An 18443-nucleotide genomic window follows, 5' to 3' on the forward strand; every position below is an offset into this window, starting at 1 on the left:
CTTCTAGTCGATAAAGCGAAATACGCCAAATATCAGTACCCATTTCATTCGATGCAGTAGGCGGTTATGACACCTAAACAGAAATACAGACAAGATATAGAAAAGTTTGGTTTTCAGCACGATGATGCGCAAGCGCAAGCCGTCGATGCTTTAGATTTACTGTATCACCAGTTACAAGATTATCTTAACCAACCAGTGGTGACATTTTCAGCATTTCAAAAATTGTTAGGCCGTAAAGCACCTCAAGTCATACCGCCAAAAGGTTTGTATTTTTGGGGCGGTGTTGGGAGGGGGAAAACCTATCTGATGGATACGTTTTTTGAGTCATTGCCAACTACTAAGAAAATGCGTGTTCACTTTCACCGTTTCATGCACCGTGTTCATGATGAACTAAAGCTGTTAGACGGTGTTGAAGAACCTCTTGATAAAGTGGCTGACAAATTTAAGTTTGAAGTTGAAATTATCTGTTTTGATGAGTTTTTTGTTTCTGATATCACCGACGCAATGATACTCGGCACACTTTTCCAGGCTCTATTTAAAAGAGGGATGGTTTTGGTCGCCACATCCAATATTCCTCCGCATGATTTATATCGTAATGGATTACAGCGAGCTCGCTTTTTACCTGCGATTCATTTAATTGAATCCAACTGTCTAGTGCTTAATGTAGATAGTGGTATCGATTATCGCTTGAGGACTTTAAAACAAGCTGAGATCTACCATTTCCCTTTAGATGCTAAGGCGGATAACAATTTGCAGACTTACTATTCACAGCTGACTGGTGAGGGGAAGGCTGTTATTAATCAGATCGAAATAAACCACCGTGTTTTATCCGTAATTAAAGCGAGTGATGGCGTACTTCACGCCACTTTTGAGCAACTTTGTCAAAGTGCTCGCAGTCAAAATGACTATATAGAACTATCGAAAATTTATCACACTGTGCTTTTAGCGAATGTAAAACAGATGGATAGCACCATTGATGATGCTACAAGACGATTTATTGCCTTGGTTGATGAATTTTATGAGCGTCAAGTGAAGTTGATTATTTCCGCAGAGGTTGACTTAAAAAACCTTTATCTTGGTGGATTACTCGAATTTGAGTTTAAACGTTGTCAATCACGTCTTATTGAAATGCAAAGCCATGAGTATTTAGCTAAACCGCACCTTGCGTAGCGGATTTTGCACTTACACTTAAGTTGAAATAAAAATCGTGATTTTGTTCAAAAAGGGGTGATTTTTTCAACTGACTTCTCTATAATCCTGCGACCCACCGTTACTGCAGGTCAGTTTCTTTGAAACATAAGACCGAGAGCACCAAGCGCTCGAAGGGGTGATGACTGGACTCTTAGACAGTGGGAGCAATATGCTCCTTTTAGTGTAAATTTTATTTAACGGGTTATTATTAGCATGAAAACTTTCGTTGCTAAACCAGAAACTGTAAAACGCGACTGGTATATCGTAGACGCAGAGGGTAAAACCCTTGGCCGTCTAGCAAGTGAAATTGCATCTCGCCTACGTGGCAAACATAAAGCTGAATACACTCCTCACGTAGACACTGGTGATTACATCATCGTTGTTAACGCTGAGAAAGTTACTGTAACTGGTAACAAAGCAGCAGCTAAAACTTACTACCGTCACACTGAATTTCCAGGCGGCTTAAAATCAATCACTTTTGATAAGTTGATTGTTCGTAAGCCTGAAATGGCGATTGAGCTAGCGGTTAAAGGTATGCTACCACGTGGTCCTCTAGGCCGTGCTATGTACCGTAAGCTGAAAGTTTACGCTGGCGCTGAGCACAACCATGCTGCTCAACAACCAAAAGTACTAGACATCTAATTGGGGATTTCGAAAATGGCAGAGAATCAATACTACGGCACTGGCCGTCGCAAAAGCTCAGCTGCACGCGTTTTTATTAAACCAGGCAGCGGCAACATCGTAATCAACAAGCGTAGCCTTGATGTTTACTTTGGTCGTCCAACTTCTCGTATGGTTGTTAAACAACCTCTTGAGCTAGTTGAACTAACAGAGAAACTAGATCTATACATCACTGTTAAAGGTGGTGGTATTTCTGGTCAAGCAGGTGCTATCCGTCACGGTATCACTCGCGCTCTAATGGAATACGATGAATCACTACGTCCTGTTCTACGTGCAGCTGGCTACGTTACTCGCGACGCTCGTTGCGTTGAACGTAAGAAAGTTGGTCTACGTAAAGCACGTCGTAAACCACAATTCTCTAAGCGTTAATCTTTTATATCAGAAGATATACGCTTCCAGTTTTACTGGGAATTGCGATTCAAAAAGCTCGGTATTTATACCGAGCTTTTTTGTTTTTTAGCGTAAACAAAAATTCACTTCTCTAATCACATCATTTAGTTATTAATCTTTAATGCCCCTTTTGTGACGTCACGTGCGATTTACTTCACGAATGTTACAAAAAAGTAGCTTTATCTTGTCAAAAAGTAGGGTTTTATTTATCATTTGCCATCAAATAAATACAACTAGATTCGTATTTTGTTAGCCATGCTCTTATAAGCGGAATAACAATAATCCACAAGGAGCAAATGGGAGAATGTTTGGATGAGCAATGCGCCTTTAAATAACGGCCGCAGACGTTTCTTAACCGCAACAACAGCTGTTGTTGGTGGTTTAGGTGCAGCTGCTGTCGCCGTTCCTTTTATTAAATCTTGGAACCCAAGTGCAAGAGCAAAAGCCGCGGGTGCCCCTGTTGAAGTTGAAATCGGAAAGCTTGAAGAAGGGCAAATGGTCCGTGTCGAGTGGCGTGGCAAGCCTGTATGGGTTGTTCGTCGATCTCAATCTGTCGTTGATGGGTTGAAAGAGATTGAAAATCAACTTCGAGATCCTCAATCGGGAGAGCAACAACAACCAGATTATGCTCAAAATGCTTACCGCTCAATAAAGCCTGAGTATTTTGTTGCTGTTGGTATTTGTACCCACCTTGGTTGTTCACCAAGCTATTTACCTGACTCTTTTAGTGAACAAGTTCAAGGCGTGAAATCAGGTTTCTTCTGTCCTTGTCATGGTTCTAAATTTGATATGGCTGGCCGGGTTTTTCAAGGCGTTCCAGCGCCATTAAACCTCGTTATCCCTAAATACATGTACCTCAGCGATACTCGCATTGTCATTGGTATTGACGAAACAGGGGAGGCCTAATAATGCAAGTCTTACTTGATTGGGTAGAAAAGCGTTTACCTGCAATGAACGCGTATAAAAAACACCTTTCTGAATACCCAATGCCGAAAAACTTCAATTTTTGGTATTTGTTTGGTTCATTAGCCATGTTGGTGTTGGTTAACCAGTTGGTTACTGGTGTTTGGTTGACCATGAACTATGTGCCATCGGGTGAAGGTGCTTTTGCTTCTGTTGAATACATCATGCGTGATGTCGAATACGGTTGGTTACTGCGTTATATGCACTCTACTGGTGCTTCTGCATTCTTCGTGGTGGTTTATCTGCACATGTTCCGTGGCTTAATTTATGGTTCTTACCAAAAGCCTCGTGAATTATTGTGGATCTTTGGCATGCTGATTTTCCTTGTATTGATGGCTGAAGCTTTCATGGGGTACCTACTGCCATGGGGTCAAATGTCGTATTGGGGGGCTCAGGTTATCATTTCTTTGTTTGGTGCCATCCCTGTTATTGGTGATGACCTAACATTGTGGATCCGTGGTGACTATGTTATCTCTGGTGCAACGCTGAACCGTTTCTTCGCATTACACGTTATTGCGTTGCCTATCGTGCTACTACTATTGATTGTCTTGCATATTCTTGCTCTTCATGAGGTGGGGTCAAATAACCCTGATGGTATTGAAACCAAGTTGCCAAAAGGCAAAATGGGTGATGGTTACCAAACACAATTTAAATTCCATGAATACTATACGAAGAAATACGACATCATTGACTCAGTGCCTTTCCATCCTTACGGCACGGTGAAAGATCTTATTGGTGTAGCAGGCTTCTTATTCCTTTTCTGCTATGTACTGTTCTTTAACCCAGAAATGGGTGGTTATTTCCTTGAGCCGCCAAACTTTGAGGCTGCTAACCCGCTAAAAACACCGGCACATATTGCCCCTGTATGGTATTTCACCCCGTTCTATGCCATTTTGCGTGCAGTACCAGATAAGCTAATTGGTGTGGTTGCCATGGGCGCTTCTATTGTTGTGCTTTTCCTATTGCCTTGGCTTGACCGTTGTAAAGTTCGCTCTTACCGCTACCGTAGTAAGATCCACTTAATCAACATTATTCAGTTCACTATCTGCTTTATTGCGTTAGGTGTTTTAGGTGCGTTGCCTGCGACAGCAACTTATACATTGCTTGCACGTATATTCAGCGTTGGTTACTTCATGTTCTTCGTTCTGTTGTTCTTCTACAGTAAAAATGAAGCAACGAAACCATTACCAGAGAGGGTGACATTTAAATGAAAAAGTGGATTGTAATTTTGTTTGCAATGCTGCCATCTCTAGCTTTGGCTGCAGGAGCTAACGTACATCTTGATAAAGCAAATAATGACTTAACCGACCAAGCATCGCTGCAAAATGGTGCCAAGCTGTTTATGAATTACTGCTTTGGTTGTCACTCGACGCAATACCAGCGTTATGAGCGAGTGGCAACAGATTTGGGTATTCCAGCGGATCTGATGAAGGAAAGTTTAATCTTTGATCCGAATGCGAAAATTGGCCAACTGATGGAGAATGCGATACCTGACAAATCTGCGGCAAAATGGTTTGGTGCTGCACCACCTGATTTGACCTTGGTTGCTCGAGTTCGTGGAACAGATTGGTTATACACTTATCTTCGTTCTTTCTATGCTGATCCTAGCCGTCCATTTGGTGTGAACAATATTGTGTTCCCAAGCGTGGGTATGCCACATGTGCTTGAAGAACTGCAAGGCATACCTCAGCCAGTCTACGGGACGCACCAAGTTGATGGTGAAGAAGTTGAAGTGGTTGTCGGGACTCAGTCTGACGGTACAGGTGAACTGAGCCAAAGCGAATATGATCAAGCGGTTCGTGATCTGGTTAATTTCTTGGATTATTCAGCGGAACCCGTCAAGTTAGAGCGTCAATCACTTGGTTGGTGGGTAATGGCATTCTTAGTTCTATTTACCATTGTCGTTGTAATGCTTAAGAAAGAATATTGGCGCGATGTGCACTAATTGTGCTATTATGCGGCGCTAATTTCTGATTTTTATTGAATCATCAATGGAGGCTTAGCCTCCATTGTTTTTATTTCTGTAAGTGTGCTGGAGGGCTCCATGGCTGTAGCTGCCAATAAACGTTCTGTGATGACGCTATTTTCGAGTGCATCTGATATGTATAGTCATCAGGTTCGTATTGTTCTAGCGGAAAAAGGTGTCAGTGTTGAGGTTGAATTAGTGGATGAAGCTAATTTACCTGCTGAGCTTATCGAGCTAAACCCATATAAGACAGTACCAACTCTTGTTGATCGTGAGCTCGCGCTTTATGACTCAAAGATCATCATGGAATATTTAGATGAGCGTTTTCCTCATCCACCATTGATGCCTGTTTACCCGGTTGCTCGTGGTAATAGCCGTTTGATGATCTACCGTATCGAGAGAAACTGGTACTCACTTGCTGAGAAAGTAGTTAAAGGCAATGCTGAAGAGTCAGAAGCTGCACGTAATAAGTTGCGCAATGATCTACTAACTCTTGGTCCTGTATTTGCTGAATATGAATACTTCATGAGCGAAGAGTTCAGCTTAATTGACTGTTATCTCGCACCTTTATTGTGGCGTTTACCTGAATTAGGTATTGAGTTGATCGGTCCTGGTTCTAAAGAGCTGAAAATCTACATGAATCGTGTATTTGAACGTGATTCATTCTTGGCTTCTTTGACGGAAGCTGAACGTGAGATGCGTTTGGTTCGTTAAGGTAGTTTGATGGATATCGCCCAAATGACCCCTCGCCGACCATACATGCTACGCGCATTCTATGATTGGTTGCTAGAAAATGAGCTGACTCCTCATGTGGTTGTTGATGCAACCCTTGATGGTGTACGTGTTCCTATGGAATTTGTACAAGATGGACAAATCATCCTAAATCTAGCACCAAGAGCGATTGGTAACCTTGAGCTGGGTAATGATGCGATTACCTTTAATGCTCGCTTCGGTGGACGACCACATTCGGTAATTGTTCCTTTGTATGCGGTACAAGCAATTTATGCTCGTGAAAACGGTGCAGGGACCATGTTTGAACCAGAAGATGCGTACATAAATGCTATTGAGTCTGGTATGTCAGATGTTTCTGAAGATGAAGAGTTAACGTTTGACGTTATTTCTGATTCAGGTGAATCAATGACAACCGAAGAAGCTTCTCGTCCAAGAGGCAAGCCTAGTCTTCGTGTTATTAAGTAAGCTAATTTCTAGGTTATCAATACAAAAAAGCAGCGATTTTCGCTGCTTTTTTTCATCCTAATATTTGCTTTAAATGCGGGTTATTCACTGTATTGAAAAGCCTTTATTACTTGTTTTACCCCAGAGATATTTCGGGCAATGTCTGTGGCAAGCTCAGCGTGTTCTGCCGATACGTAACCGAGCAAAAATACTTCTCTGTTTTCTGTGATTACTTTAATTTTGATGGTGTTCAATTCAGAATTTGCCAATAAGGAAGATTTTACTTTGGTGGTGATCCAACTATCGTTACTGATTTCCCCAAGCGACAAAGGCGCTTTTATCCGAACTTGGTTGTGAATGACTTTAACGCCTTTTGTTTCACGCGCTTTCTTTTCAAAATCACTCAATAATTCAGACGTTTCTGATTGCCCCATCAATACCACTGTGCCTTGATACGAGCTTGCAGTGATGCGAGTTTTTCCCTTGAATGGCGCTTTATTGGCAATGCCTGCGACTTCAAATTCGATATTGTTATCATTCCAAATTTCTTGAGTGGTACGTGGGTCGGTTACTATATTTGCTGTTGTTGCTGCGCCAGCAATAATAACGCCAGCACAACCAGATACAGCAAAGCTCAGTAGTAGCATGAGTGAAAATTTTAATGTTTTCATTGTCTATTCCTCATGAGCAGGGAAGAGCACTTGATCAATTAAATCACACAAACAGTGTAGAGTGACCATATGAACTTCGTGAATGCGAGCTGTACGTTGCGATGGAATACGAATTTCGACATCATTTTCGCCTAATAGTCCTGCCATTTCACCACCATCCTTACCAGTTAGTGCAATGATAGTCATGTCTCGTGTAACGGCGGCTTCCATCGCCTTGATGATGTTTTTGCTGTTACCACTGGTGGATATTGCCAACAAAATATCACCAGGTTGTCCAAATGCGCGAACCTGTTTAGAAAATATTTCTTGGTAATGGTAGTCATTGGCGACAGCGGTCAGCGTAGTATTATCAGCCGTTAAAGCGATAGCAGGTAAGCTTGGACGTTCGGTTTCAAAACGGTTGAGTAAACACGAGGCAAAAAGTTGCGCGTTTGCAGAAGAGCCTCCGTTACCACAGCATAAAATTTTATGACCATTGAGCAGTGTCGCCACCATTGCTTGCGCTGCATGGGTAATGGCATCCGGTAGTGCTTCCGCTGCCGCAATTTGAATTTGAATGCTTTCTGTAAAACTATCTTTAATGCTGTCTAGCATCGATTATCCTTGAGTAATTGCGTTTTTAATCCACTCGATATGCTGATCATTATGATGAATCGCTATCACATCGAACCGAAAATCTGTGTCATAAGGCGAGAGCCCATGTTTGAGCAACCATAAGTTTGCTGTTTTTACTAACTTGGTCATTTTTGCTGCAGTCACCATTTCAGCGGCATGTCCGTGGTTCTGGTTCTTTCGATACTTCACTTCGACGAATATGAGCGTCTCTTTTTCGCGCATAATAAGGTCAATTTCCCCCGTTTTGGTCGTGAAGTTTTGTTCTATAAAACTCAAACCACAGCGCTGCAAATATTGCTTTGCTGTGGTTTCATAGTGTTGGCCTAATGCTCGACGGCTAAAGAGCACTACGCTCAGCCCAACTGATTTCTCTTTGCACAATGCATTGGTCATTGATGCTCAGTGTGCCGGTCTTTCCTTGAATGCTATATCCTTCGACCACTTTCATTTGCGGTAATTCTACCATTAATTGATAAGCGTCCATTCCTAGCGCCTGTAGGCGTCGCTCGGTGTTAGAATTTTTTGGCCACAATTGATTCATTTGGCTATCTAGCTGAGGATTTGGATGGATCAGTAATGGAATGTCACTGTAAGTGACACCACTTAGATCTTCATATTGTTTGTTGCCACTGTTACTACGGGAATTAGAAAATAACTTCGGTGGCGTTGCATCTGGGTTAATTGCCACTTCGATAAACGGCTTGATTAAAGTAAGTTCAGCACTGTTAGCAACGATATACACAGAATCAATGTCACGACGGCTACGAGGTTGACTTTCTAGGTCGATCCCCACCAGCGCATCCATTTGTGCAATGTTTTGTTGGCTATCTTGCAACCCAAAAACGGTATTGATATTACGTTGCAGTTGTCGCTTATCACCAAATAGATTGACCGCTACTTTGTTTTTGCTGTATTTGCGCCACTCGCTATTGAATGCTTCGACTACGCGTTGCCCATAATTACCTTGAGGCGCCAGAATAAGTGGGTATTGATAGCCTTGGCTAAAGAGGTATTTAGCGGCTTGTTCCACTTCTTGTTCTGGTGATAGAGCTAGATAGCATGTATTTACGCCTTCTTCCACTTGATCCGGTATATTCAATGCAAGTGTTGGAATGGATGCTAAACGTGCTTGCTGCAACTTATGCAGATTTTCAATATTGGCTTTGATCAATGGCCCTACGACAAAGTCGATATTCTTTTCAATCAGTTGAGCATCAATATCTGCCGCATCTTCAGCATGGGTATCAATCACAGTTAACGTGGCGTTGGTATCACGATCTTTGTCATTCATCATCGCCATAATAAAGCCATCGCGGATCAGTTGTGCTTGCTTAGCAAACTTACCCGATAGCGGCAGTAATAATGCGGTGTTGGTTGGTTTTATGATCTCTAAAGACAAAATATCTTGAATGGCCTTAGGAGTGTAAATTGCTGCTGGATGCGCACTATTTTCTGCCAACCATTGTTCTAACGTATTCTTTAATTGAGGAATATTGCCGTTCAATGTTTTCATATACACAGCAAGTTGCAACCAACCATCTAGGATATTTTCACTCACATCGGTAGTGAGTGTTGTGATGGTATGGGTGTTGTAATGATTGAGATTAAGCCAGATCTGATCGGCTATCGCTTCTTGCTGAGCATTATCAACATAGTCTGCGAGAGCGACCAGTTCGCGGCTGGAATCAAAAGGACGCCCAAGGGCGGTAAAAATATCGGCACGTGTTTGGTGATATTGTGCCCAGGTCTCTGGTGTTAGTTTCCACCATGCTTGGAAATTAAGTTGCGACAGAGCTTGCTCTAATTGTTCATCATTAATGAATAGTTGTGCTCGTGCTAATTGCCATTCTGCTTGCTGCGCTTCGGACAACGACTGCTTTGATATACGCTTAATTAAAAGTTGAGCCTGCTCATTATTATTTTCGTTGATGGTGGCTTTAAGTGCCATGATCAACAAATCATTTTGCAGTGAACCTTGGCTGCTATCAGCTTGCATCAAGTAGCTTTGCGCTGACTGCATTGGATCTTGAGTGATATCCACAGAAGTCGGTGCTGAAGGATTAGACGAACAAGCCGCCAAAGCCATTGCTAATGCAACGGGAGTGAGTAAGCGTGGTACACTGAGTCTCGGATGGTTCTTCATAGCCATGAGTTCTTTCGTTATTCCGTGTAAAATTGTCTCTATATTAATCGTTGAAGTGATGGTAAACAAATGACAGATAGCAAAACCTTGCCAGCAGAGATCCCAACTCTCTACATTGTTCCTACGCCAATTGGCAATTTGGGCGATATTACCCAGCGTGCCATCGAGGTACTTTCAAGTGTTGATGTTATCGCTGCGGAAGACACACGCCATACAGGCAGACTTCTCGCTCACTTCAATATCCCAACTAAAACCTTTGCTTTGCATGATCACAACGAACAACAAAAAGCACAAGTGTTAGTCGATAAATTATTATCGGGGCAATCCATCGCATTGGTTTCGGATGCGGGAACGCCACTTATCAGTGACCCAGGATATCATCTTGTCAATCAATGTCGTCAAGCAGGTGTTAGAGTTGTGCCATTGCCCGGTGCATGTGCTGTAATAACAGCATTGAGCGCTTCTGGTTTGCCTTCTGACCGCTTTAGTTTTGAAGGTTTCTTACCACCGAAAAGTAAAGGCCGTAAAGACAAGTTTTTAGAGATAGCGAAAGCAGAGCGCACTTGTATTTTCTATGAATCACCGCATCGAATCACTGAATCTTTACAAGATATGTTGGATATTTTAGGCCCAGAGCGTGAAGTGGTGATAGCGCGAGAGCTAACCAAAACATTTGAAACGATCCAAGGGTTACCGTTAGGGGAATTGATCCCGTGGATCAACGAAGATGAAAACCGTAAACGTGGTGAAATGGTGCTGCTTATCCATGGTCACCGAGAAAATGCGAACGACGAATTGCCCGATGAGGCACTAAGAACGCTAACCATTTTGAGCAAAGAGTTGCCTTTAAAGAAAGCAGCAGCTTTGACGGCTGAAATTTATAACTTGAAAAAGAACGCTCTGTATAAATGGGGGCTTGAGAATTTTCAGTCATAACGTTTATTACACGTCGATGATGAATATTTGAACACTTAAACTCAAATTAATGGCTTAAATCGTTTCAGCCTAGACACTGCATACCTTTCTCTATACAATCCGCCCTCGGAGTTGACTGGGTAGTCGCTGCTTCATTGATGTCCCTTAGCCTTGTGCTGGGGAGACTGATGGAGGGGAGGAAAGTCCGGGCTCCATAGAGCAGGGTGCCAGGTAACGCCTGGGGGGCGCAAGCCTACGACAAGTGCAGCAGAGAGAAGACCGCCGATGGCCCAATTTCTTCGGAATGGGAACAGGTAAGGGTGAAAGGGTGCGGTAAGAGCGCACCGTGCGTCTGGCAACAGTTCGTAGCAAGGTAAACTCCACCCGGAGCAAGACCAAATAGGCTTCCACGTTGCGTTGCTCGCGTAAGGAAGCGGGTAGGTTGCTTGAGCCAGTGAGCGATTGCTGGCCTAGACGAATGGCTACTGCCGCGCAAGCGGAACAGAACCCGGCTTATACGTCAACTCCACCTATTCGAGACCCATCATAACACTTGTGGTTATGATGGGTTTTTTGCTTTTTATTGACGAAAATTATTTCGTAAGCAATAAACTTAGCGCAATATCACGTGATTCCTAGCGCAAGTGGTAGCGGTAGCGCGTGAAATCAGTACACTGATATCATGCGTTTTCGTAAATAACTTGCGCTGAGTAAAATTACGCGTTAGCAGAATTTACCTGTTAGTAGATTGCTATATTCCAGCTTTAGCTTGATGAGACAACGATGACTGAACCTTTCCAACATATTTCTGTACTACTTAACGAATCCATTGATGGCCTCGCCATTAAACCTGATGGCATATACATTGATGGTACTTTTGGACGCGGTGGTCACAGTCGCACCATTCTTTCTAAATTGGGTGAAAACGGTCGTCTATACAGTATTGACCGTGATCCACAAGCCATTGCTGAAGCTGGTAAAATTAATGATCCGCGCTTTACTATTATTCACGGGCCATTTTCTGGTATCGCAGAGTACGCGGAGCGCTATGATTTAGTGGGTAAAGTTGATGGAGTATTGCTTGATTTAGGCGTTTCCTCACCACAACTTGATGATGCTGAACGTGGTTTTAGCTTCATGAAAGATGGCCCATTAGATATGCGTATGGACCCGACATCAGGTATTCCTGTCTCTCAATGGCTTGCACAAGCTGATCTGGACGACATTACGTGGGTTATTCGTGAGTTTGGTGAAGATAAACATGCTCGTCGTATTGCGAAAGCAATTGTTGCGCACCGTGAAGATGAAGAAAAAGAGCCGCTGACACGAACTGGTCAATTGGCTAAGTTAATTTCTGATGCCGCACCAAAAAGCTTTAAAGAGAAAAAACACCCTGCGACTCGTTCATTCCAAGCTTTTCGTATCTATATCAATAGTGAATTGGAAGAAATCGATACGGCATTAAAAGGCGCGGCCAAAATTTTAGCTCCTCAAGGTCGTTTATCGGTGATCAGTTTCCATTCATTGGAAGATCGCATGGTGAAGCGTTTTATTCGTAAAGAGAGCAAAGGCCCAGAAGTGCCGCATGGGCTTCCATTGACTGAGGTGCAAATTCAGGCATTGGGTTCTGCAAACTTGAAAAATGTGGGTAAAGCCATCATGCCGACAAAAGAAGAAGTCGAACTCAACCCACGCTCACGTAGTTCTGTACTTCGAGTCGCAGAAAAATTGTAATTCATGCCTAAGTCGAATCCCAACCTAGCAAAATTGATTGCACTTGACCTATTAACGGTTGGTCGAGTGCCGCTTATTTTGCTTGCTCTGATTTTTAGCAGTGCGATGGGAGTGGTTTTTATCACTCATCATTCGAGACAAGCGATCTCAGAAAAAGATCAGGCTCTGGTCGAAAGGGAGCGACTTGATAGCGAGTGGCGTAATTTGATCATTGAGGAAACGGCCCTGGCTGAGCATAGTCGAGTACAAAGCCTAGCTAAACAAGATCTAGAGATGAAGCGCCCTGACTCGGATAAAGAAGTGGTGATTACGCTCAAATGAAGAAAAGTAAAACCAAGGCTCAACCTTCACCACGTCAAGAAAAACAAGCCTCTCCCATTTTAATCCAATGGCGATTTTACCTGATTTTATTTTTTGTTTTCTGCGCGTTTGCTTTGCTTATTGGCCGGGTGGCATTCATTCAAGTGATTGAACCTGATAATTTGATCCGCGAAGGGGATATGCGTTCGGTGCGTGCTAAAACGTTACAATCAGCGCGTGGCATTATTTCTGATCGTAATGGTGAGCCATTGGCTGTCAGCGTACCAGTTGAAGCGGTATGGGCAGATCCTGTTGCTATTTTTAAAGCTGGTGGGCTTGTTGAGCGTGATCGTTGGTATGCGCTAGCGGATGTGTTGGGTATTAAGCGTGATGAATTACTGAAAAAAATTGAAAGTAATCAGTCGCGTCGTTTTATCTATTTACAGCGTCAAGTTAGTCCGGCAATGGCGAAATACATTCGAGAATTAAAGCTGGCAGGAGTGGGCTTAAAGGCCGAATCACGTCGTTACTATCCTGCAGGTGAAGTCAGTGCGCATTTAATTGGTGTAACCGGTATTGACGGGCATGGCTTAGAAGGCGTTGAGCGCAGTTATGATAAATGGTTAACCGGCGAAGCGGGCAAGCAAGTTATTCGTAAAGACCGTTATGGTCGCGTGGTAGAAAATATTTCGCTTGAAGAGCGTGAAGAAGGCAAACCACTTGAATTGACAATCGATCAACGTTTACAAGCGATTGCTTTTCGCGCAGTGAAACAGGCGGTAGCGGATTATCGTGCGACTTCTGCATCTGCGGTTCTATTGGATGTGAAAACAGGGGCGGTATTGGCGATGGTTAATGCGCCTTCTTACAACCCGAATAATCGTTCTGATTTGCAAAGTTTTAAGATGCGTAACCGCGTTATTACCGATGCTTTTGAGCCAGGTTCAACCGTCAAACCGTTCGTGGTATTAGCCGCATTAGAAAACGGAACTGCGGATGAAAATACCATCATCGATACCGGTGACGGTATTTTGCAAATTGGTGGTAGCCGAGTTCGCGACACTTCAAAGGTGGGTAAAGCAAACTTAGCGACCATTTTGAAAAAATCGAGTAACGTGGGTGTCACTAAACTGGCTTTGGATATGCCGTTAGAAGCACTGCTTGGCATGTATAATTCAGTCGGGTTAGGTGAAGTCTCTGGCCTGAATTTAGTGGGTGAAACGACAGGTATATTTCCGAACCGTCGTCGTTGGTCAAAATTTGAAATTGCGACCTTAGCGTTTGGTTACGGCTTATCCATTACGCCAATTCAGCTTGCTCATGCTTACGCCACGTTAGGTAATTACGGCAAATATCAACCGATCCACATTATTGAAAATAACCAGCAAGATTTATCTCACCAAGTGGTTGAGCACGACAATGCTAAAAAAGTATTAGCGATGCTGGAAATGGTAACTCAACCCGGTGGAACCGCGACACAAGCAGCCGTTCCTGGATACAGGATTGCAGCCAAAACGGGTACATCTCGTAAAGCCATTTCCGGTGGCTATGGCGATGAATATTTCGCCTATACCGCAGGTGTTGCGCCTGTTAGTGACCCACGGGTGTCATTAGTGGTGATGGTTAATGAACCACAAGGTGATCAATATTACGGTGGTTCGGTCGCTGGCCCTGTATTTGCTGAAATAATGAAGGGAGCGTTGCAGATTCTCAATGTTGCTCCTGATGAAAACCGATTCCAAAAATAATAAGAGAGAAGCACAATGACGCCGAGTATGTGTTTACAAGATCTCATTTCACCTTGGATTGACCTTAATGGTCATTCTATTTCAACGCTGACGGTGACTCACTTAGAGCTAGATAGTCGCAAAATCGCTTCGGGTGATACCTTTGTCGCCATTATTGGCCACGCTAGTGATGGCCGTCAGTTTATTACTAAAGCCATTCGCAATGGTGCAAATCTCGTGTTGGCACAAGCCTGCGCGCAACATCACCATGCGACGATCGAGGTGGTTGATAGCGTTCCAGTTCTTTACCTTTCTGATTTAAATCAGCATCTATCGCAATTAGCTGGACGTCTCTTTACTCATTCAACTAATACTTTGATTGGTGTGACGGGTACTAATGGAAAAACCACCATTACTCAATTGATCGCGCAGTGGATTGATTTGCTCGGTAATAAAGCAGCGGTAATGGGCACCACGGGTAATGGTTTTCTTGATAACTTACAACCAGCGGCTAATACCACGGGTAATGCCATTGAAGTGCAGTCGAAAATTTATCAATTGGCTCAGCAAGGGGCACATTACACCGCGTTAGAAGTCTCTTCTCATGGTTTGGCTCAAGGTCGAGTAAAAGATCTAAAATTTGCCGTCGGCGTGTTTTCAAACCTTAGCCGCGATCATTTGGATTACCATGGCACGATGGAAGAATACGCTAAAGCGAAGCTTTCTCTTTTTACTCAACATCAATGCCAATTGGCGGTTATTAATGCTGATGATCCTGTCGGGGCTCAATGGCTTGAAACACTTAGCGACGCGATTGCGGTTTCTTTGCATGGTGCGCCTTGCGCCGATAAAGCGTTATGGGCAACGCATATTCATTACAGCGACAATGGTATTGAGTTGGCGTTTGATGGGGTGTATGGACAAGGTCAATTCTTAGTACCATTAATTGGTGAATTCAACGCTTGTAATGTGCTGTTAGCTTTTGCAACCTTGCTCAGTTTAGGTTTTGACAAGCAAGCACTGATAGATACCGCTCCTTTGCTGACTCCGGTCATTGGGCGAATGGAATTATTCCAAGCACCTCAAAAAGCTAAAATAGTAGTCGATTACGCTCATACGCCTGATGCCTTAGAAAAAGCACTGAGTGCATTGCGAGTGCATTGCCAAGGTCAACTTTGGGCCATTTTTGGCTGCGGTGGTGACAGAGATAAAGGCAAACGACCGATGATGGCGGAAATTGCTGAACGTTGTGCTGACCGTGTTATTTTGACCGACGATAACCCCCGTAGCGAAGATCCTACACAAATTGTGCAAGACATGCTGGCTGGGTTGAAGGACCCACAACGCGCACAAGTTGAACACAGCCGCTATGCTGCGGTTAGGTTTGCTCTTACGAATGCTAATCAGCAGGATATCATTTTGTTAGCAGGTAAAGGGCATGAAGATTATCAAGTGATGGCCAATGAAACCATTCACTACTCAGATCGAGAATCAGCACAAACTTTACTGGAGATAGGCGCATGATCGAAGTATCCCTACAACAGTTAACTTCAGTATTGGATGCTCAGCTTATTGGCGAAAATAAGCTGATTTCATCGATTTCTACCGATACAAGAAAAATTGACCAAGGTGCGTTGTTTATCGCTTTAGTGGGCGAAAAATTTGATGCCCACGATTTTGCTACGCAAGCCGTTGATGGTGGTGCTGGTGCTTTATTGGTGCAGCGTGAGTTGAACGTAGCTACTCCTCAATTGTTGGTTGCCGACACTAAATTAGCATTAGGCCAACTTGCTGCTTGGGTGCATGACAGTTGTAAAACGCCGACGGTTGCAATTACGGGCAGTTGTGGCAAAACCACCGTCAAAGAGATGGTGGCTAGCATTATGTCAGCCAAAGGGCGAGTTCTTTTCACTGCGGGTAATTTCAACAATGATATTGGTGTACCACTAACGTTATTACGTTCAACGCCAGACGATGATTATGCCGTTATTGAGTTAGGCGCTAATCATATTGGCGAGATTGCTTACACGACATCATTAGTCAAACCGCTGGCGGCAGTGGTGAATAATGTAGCCGCTGCCCATTTAGAAGGGTTTGGTTCAATTGATGGTGTTAAACAGGCAAAAGGCGAAATCTACCAAGGTCTTGCTCCGGGGGCGACAGCCATTGTTAATTTGGATAGCCAAGGAAATGAATTTTGGCATTCTGTATTGGCAGATAAAGCGGTAAAAACCTTTTCGGTTGCTAATCAGCTAGCGGACTTTTGGGCGAAAGATATTCGACTGAATGAAAATAGTGAAGCTTGCTTCGAGATGGTTACGCCCGTTGGTCATATTGATATTCAGTTAGGGATTGTGGGCCAACACAATGTATCGAACGCTCTTTCTGCTGCGGCTTTAGCCTTAGAGTTAGGGGCTACGTTAAGTGAAATACAGCATGGTTTGGCACATTTAGCCAAAGTGCAAGGGCGGGTGGATGTATCGCAGTTAACACCGAATATCAAACTGATTGATGATAGCTATAACGCTAGCGTACCAGCGATGAAAGCCGCTATTGATCTACTTGGCAGTTTTTCTGCAAAGCGTTGGTTAATTTTAGGTAATATGGCGGAGTTAGGCGAGGAAAGCCTTGCACTTCACCGTCAAGTCGGTGAACATGCTGCCCCATTCCAGTTTGAAAATGTCCTTACTTATGGTCACGATACAAAAGTGATCAGTGAGGTGTGTCATGGTAGACATTTTGAAAACCATGCGGACATGATTGCGTATATCGAGCAGCAGTTATCACAATCAGATCAAGACTCTCATATCTTATTAGTGAAAGGCGCAAATAGCGCAGGTATGGGGAAAGTCGCGGCTGCTCTTAAGGAGAAATACTCATGATTATTTGGCTTGCGGACCTGCTCCAGCCATACTTCTCATTTTTTCGTTTGTTCGAATATCTCTCATTTCGAGCCATTGTCAGTATCTTAACGGCGCTTAGCTTGTCGTTATGGATGGGACCTCGCTTAATTAAGCGTTTGCAACTGTTGCAAATTGGTCAGGTCGTACGAAATGACGGCCCAGAATCCCATTTCAGCAAACGCGGAACACCGACCATGGGCGGTGTTATGATCCTCGCCTCCATTGTCATTACCGTGCTGTTGTGGACTGATCTATCCAACCCTTATGTTTGGGCTGTATTGGCGGTGTTGCTTGGATATGGTGCCGTTGGTTTTGTTGATGATTACCGTAAAGTAGTGCGCAAAAATACCGATGGTTTGATCGCGCGTTGGAAGTATTTTTGGCAGTCAGCGATTGCTTTAGTGGTTGCTTTTGCTTTGTATGCTCATGGTAGTGATACGGCAGCAACTCAACTGGTGGTTCCCTTTTTTAAAGACGTAATGCCACAGTTGGGTTTGCTCTACATTGTGCTTACTTACTTTGTGATTGTTGGAACCAGTAATGCGGTAAACTTAACCGATGGCTTAGATGGTTTGGCTATTATGCCGACTGTACTGGTAGCTGCAGGTTTTGGGGTTATCGCTTGGGCAACAGGTAATGTTAACTTTGCCAATTATTTACATATTCCTTATATCCCTTACACGTCAGAGCTTGTGGTGGTTTGCACCGCGATTGTCGGCGCAGGTTTAGGCTTTCTGTGGTTTAACACTTATCCAGCACAAGTATTTATGGGGGACGTGGGTTCACTCGCTTTAGGCGGTGCACTTGGAACAATTGCTGTATTAGTTCGTCAAGAATTTGTGCTAGTGATCATGGGCGGTGTTTTTGTTATGGAAACATTATCGGTGATTTTGCAGGTCGGCTCTTACAAATTACGTGGACAACGAATTTTCCGTATGGCACCTATCCACCATCACTATGAACTGAAAGGTTGGCCAGAACCTAGAGTGATCGTGCGTTTTTGGATTATCTCTATCGTATTGGTTTTAGTCGGTTTAGCGACACTTAAAGTGCGTTAATAACTCTTCG

The 18443-nt window shown here is 43.5% G+C and carries 19 protein-coding genes and 1 other RNA gene; 16 read left to right on the plus strand and 4 right to left on the minus strand.

The window, feature by feature from the left end:
• The first annotated feature begins 66 nt into the window (after positions 1-66).
• The 8 genes from zapE to sspB all read left to right on the plus strand — a co-directional run bounded on the left by zapE (position 67) and on the right by sspB (position 6388).
• Positions 67-1170, plus strand: coding sequence for a cell division protein ZapE (zapE, locus tag MCT08_RS04015; RefSeq protein ID WP_274677924.1), 1104 nt, complete (start codon positions 67-69; stop codon positions 1168-1170).
• A 234-nt stretch (positions 1171-1404) separates the two neighbouring features.
• Positions 1405-1833 (plus strand): 50S ribosomal protein L13, encoded by a 429-nt coding sequence (gene rplM, locus MCT08_RS04020; RefSeq protein ID WP_053310764.1) that lies wholly within the window; start codon positions 1405-1407, stop codon positions 1831-1833.
• 15 nt (positions 1834-1848) lie between these two features.
• Positions 1849-2241 (plus strand): 30S ribosomal protein S9, encoded by a 393-nt coding sequence (rpsI, locus tag MCT08_RS04025; protein WP_010318040.1) that lies wholly within the window; start codon positions 1849-1851, stop codon positions 2239-2241.
• Positions 2242-2574: 333 nt separating this feature from the next.
• Positions 2575-3168, plus strand: a complete 594-nt coding sequence (gene petA, locus MCT08_RS04030) for a ubiquinol-cytochrome c reductase iron-sulfur subunit (protein ID WP_053310765.1) — start codon at positions 2575-2577, stop codon at positions 3166-3168.
• Between the two features lie 2 nt (positions 3169-3170).
• Entirely contained in the window at positions 3171-4436 is a 1266-nt protein-coding gene (locus MCT08_RS04035) for a cytochrome b (RefSeq protein WP_053310766.1), read from the plus strand.
• Complete coding sequence (locus MCT08_RS04040) at positions 4433-5170, plus strand: cytochrome c1 (protein WP_053310767.1); 738 nt, start codon at positions 4433-4435, stop codon at positions 5168-5170. The genes MCT08_RS04035 and MCT08_RS04040 overlap by 4 nt, the downstream gene beginning before the upstream one ends.
• Positions 5171-5269: 99 nt before the next feature.
• On the plus strand, positions 5270-5905 hold the full coding sequence (gene sspA, locus MCT08_RS04045; protein ID WP_053310768.1) for a stringent starvation protein SspA: 636 nt from the start codon (positions 5270-5272) through the stop codon (positions 5903-5905).
• A gap of 9 nt (positions 5906-5914) precedes the next feature.
• The gene (gene sspB, locus MCT08_RS04050) at positions 5915-6388 is read left to right on the plus strand and encodes a ClpXP protease specificity-enhancing factor (protein WP_168786541.1); all 474 of its coding nucleotides are present in this window, start codon (positions 5915-5917) and stop codon (positions 6386-6388) included.
• Positions 6389-6468: 80 nt separating this feature from the next.
• Here the strand turns inward: sspB and MCT08_RS04055 are convergent, their stop codons facing one another.
• Genes MCT08_RS04055 through MCT08_RS04070 form a run of 4 tightly spaced genes read right to left on the minus strand, consistent with a single transcriptional unit; the run spans position 6469 to position 9796 of the window.
• Positions 6469-7038 (minus strand): BON domain-containing protein, encoded by a 570-nt coding sequence (locus MCT08_RS04055; RefSeq protein ID WP_168521080.1) that lies wholly within the window; start codon positions 7036-7038, stop codon positions 6469-6471.
• Positions 7039-7041: 3 nt separating this feature from the next.
• Positions 7042-7632, minus strand: a complete 591-nt coding sequence (locus MCT08_RS04060) for a phosphoheptose isomerase (protein ID WP_053310771.1) — start codon at positions 7630-7632, stop codon at positions 7042-7044.
• 3 nt (positions 7633-7635) lie between these two features.
• Positions 7636-8046, minus strand: a complete 411-nt coding sequence (locus tag MCT08_RS04065; protein ID WP_053310772.1) for a YraN family protein — start codon at positions 8044-8046, stop codon at positions 7636-7638.
• Positions 7991-9796 (minus strand): penicillin-binding protein activator, encoded by a 1806-nt coding sequence (locus MCT08_RS04070; protein WP_274678646.1) that lies wholly within the window; start codon positions 9794-9796, stop codon positions 7991-7993. Before MCT08_RS04070 ends, MCT08_RS04065 begins: the two co-directional genes overlap by 56 nt.
• A gap of 69 nt (positions 9797-9865) precedes the next feature.
• On the opposite strand from MCT08_RS04070, the gene rsmI reads away from it, so the two are divergent.
• From rsmI to mraY, 8 genes are all read left to right on the plus strand, one after another.
• A complete protein-coding gene (gene rsmI, locus MCT08_RS04075) occupies positions 9866-10732 on the plus strand; it encodes a 16S rRNA (cytidine(1402)-2'-O)-methyltransferase (RefSeq protein ID WP_053310773.1) in 867 nt (288 codons plus the stop codon).
• Between the two features lie 107 nt (positions 10733-10839).
• An RNA gene (rnpB, locus tag MCT08_RS04080) (RNase P RNA component class A) lies at positions 10840-11243 on the plus strand.
• Positions 11244-11494: 251 nt separating this feature from the next.
• Complete coding sequence (gene rsmH, locus MCT08_RS04085; RefSeq protein ID WP_053310774.1) at positions 11495-12445, plus strand: 16S rRNA (cytosine(1402)-N(4))-methyltransferase RsmH; 951 nt, start codon at positions 11495-11497, stop codon at positions 12443-12445.
• A 3-nt stretch (positions 12446-12448) separates the two neighbouring features.
• Positions 12449-12766, plus strand: coding sequence for a cell division protein FtsL (ftsL, locus tag MCT08_RS04090; protein WP_053310775.1), 318 nt, complete (start codon positions 12449-12451; stop codon positions 12764-12766).
• Positions 12763-14493: a penicillin-binding transpeptidase domain-containing protein gene (locus tag MCT08_RS04095; protein ID WP_274677925.1), complete on the plus strand. Its 1731-nt coding sequence runs from the start codon at positions 12763-12765 to the stop codon at positions 14491-14493. Before ftsL ends, MCT08_RS04095 begins: the two co-directional genes overlap by 4 nt.
• Before the next feature lie 15 nt (positions 14494-14508).
• On the plus strand, positions 14509-15996 hold the full coding sequence (gene murE, locus MCT08_RS04100; RefSeq protein ID WP_274677926.1) for a UDP-N-acetylmuramoyl-L-alanyl-D-glutamate--2,6-diaminopimelate ligase: 1488 nt from the start codon (positions 14509-14511) through the stop codon (positions 15994-15996).
• A complete protein-coding gene (locus MCT08_RS04105) occupies positions 15993-17354 on the plus strand; it encodes a UDP-N-acetylmuramoyl-tripeptide--D-alanyl-D-alanine ligase (RefSeq protein ID WP_274677927.1) in 1362 nt (453 codons plus the stop codon). Before murE ends, MCT08_RS04105 begins: the two co-directional genes overlap by 4 nt.
• Positions 17351-18433, plus strand: coding sequence for a phospho-N-acetylmuramoyl-pentapeptide-transferase (mraY, locus tag MCT08_RS04110; protein ID WP_053310779.1), 1083 nt, complete (start codon positions 17351-17353; stop codon positions 18431-18433). The genes MCT08_RS04105 and mraY overlap by 4 nt, the downstream gene beginning before the upstream one ends.
• Positions 18434-18443 lie beyond the last annotated feature (10 nt).

The organism is Vibrio aestuarianus, from assembly GCF_028858425.1.
In the GTDB taxonomy this organism is placed as follows: domain Bacteria; phylum Pseudomonadota; class Gammaproteobacteria; order Enterobacterales; family Vibrionaceae; genus Vibrio; species Vibrio aestuarianus.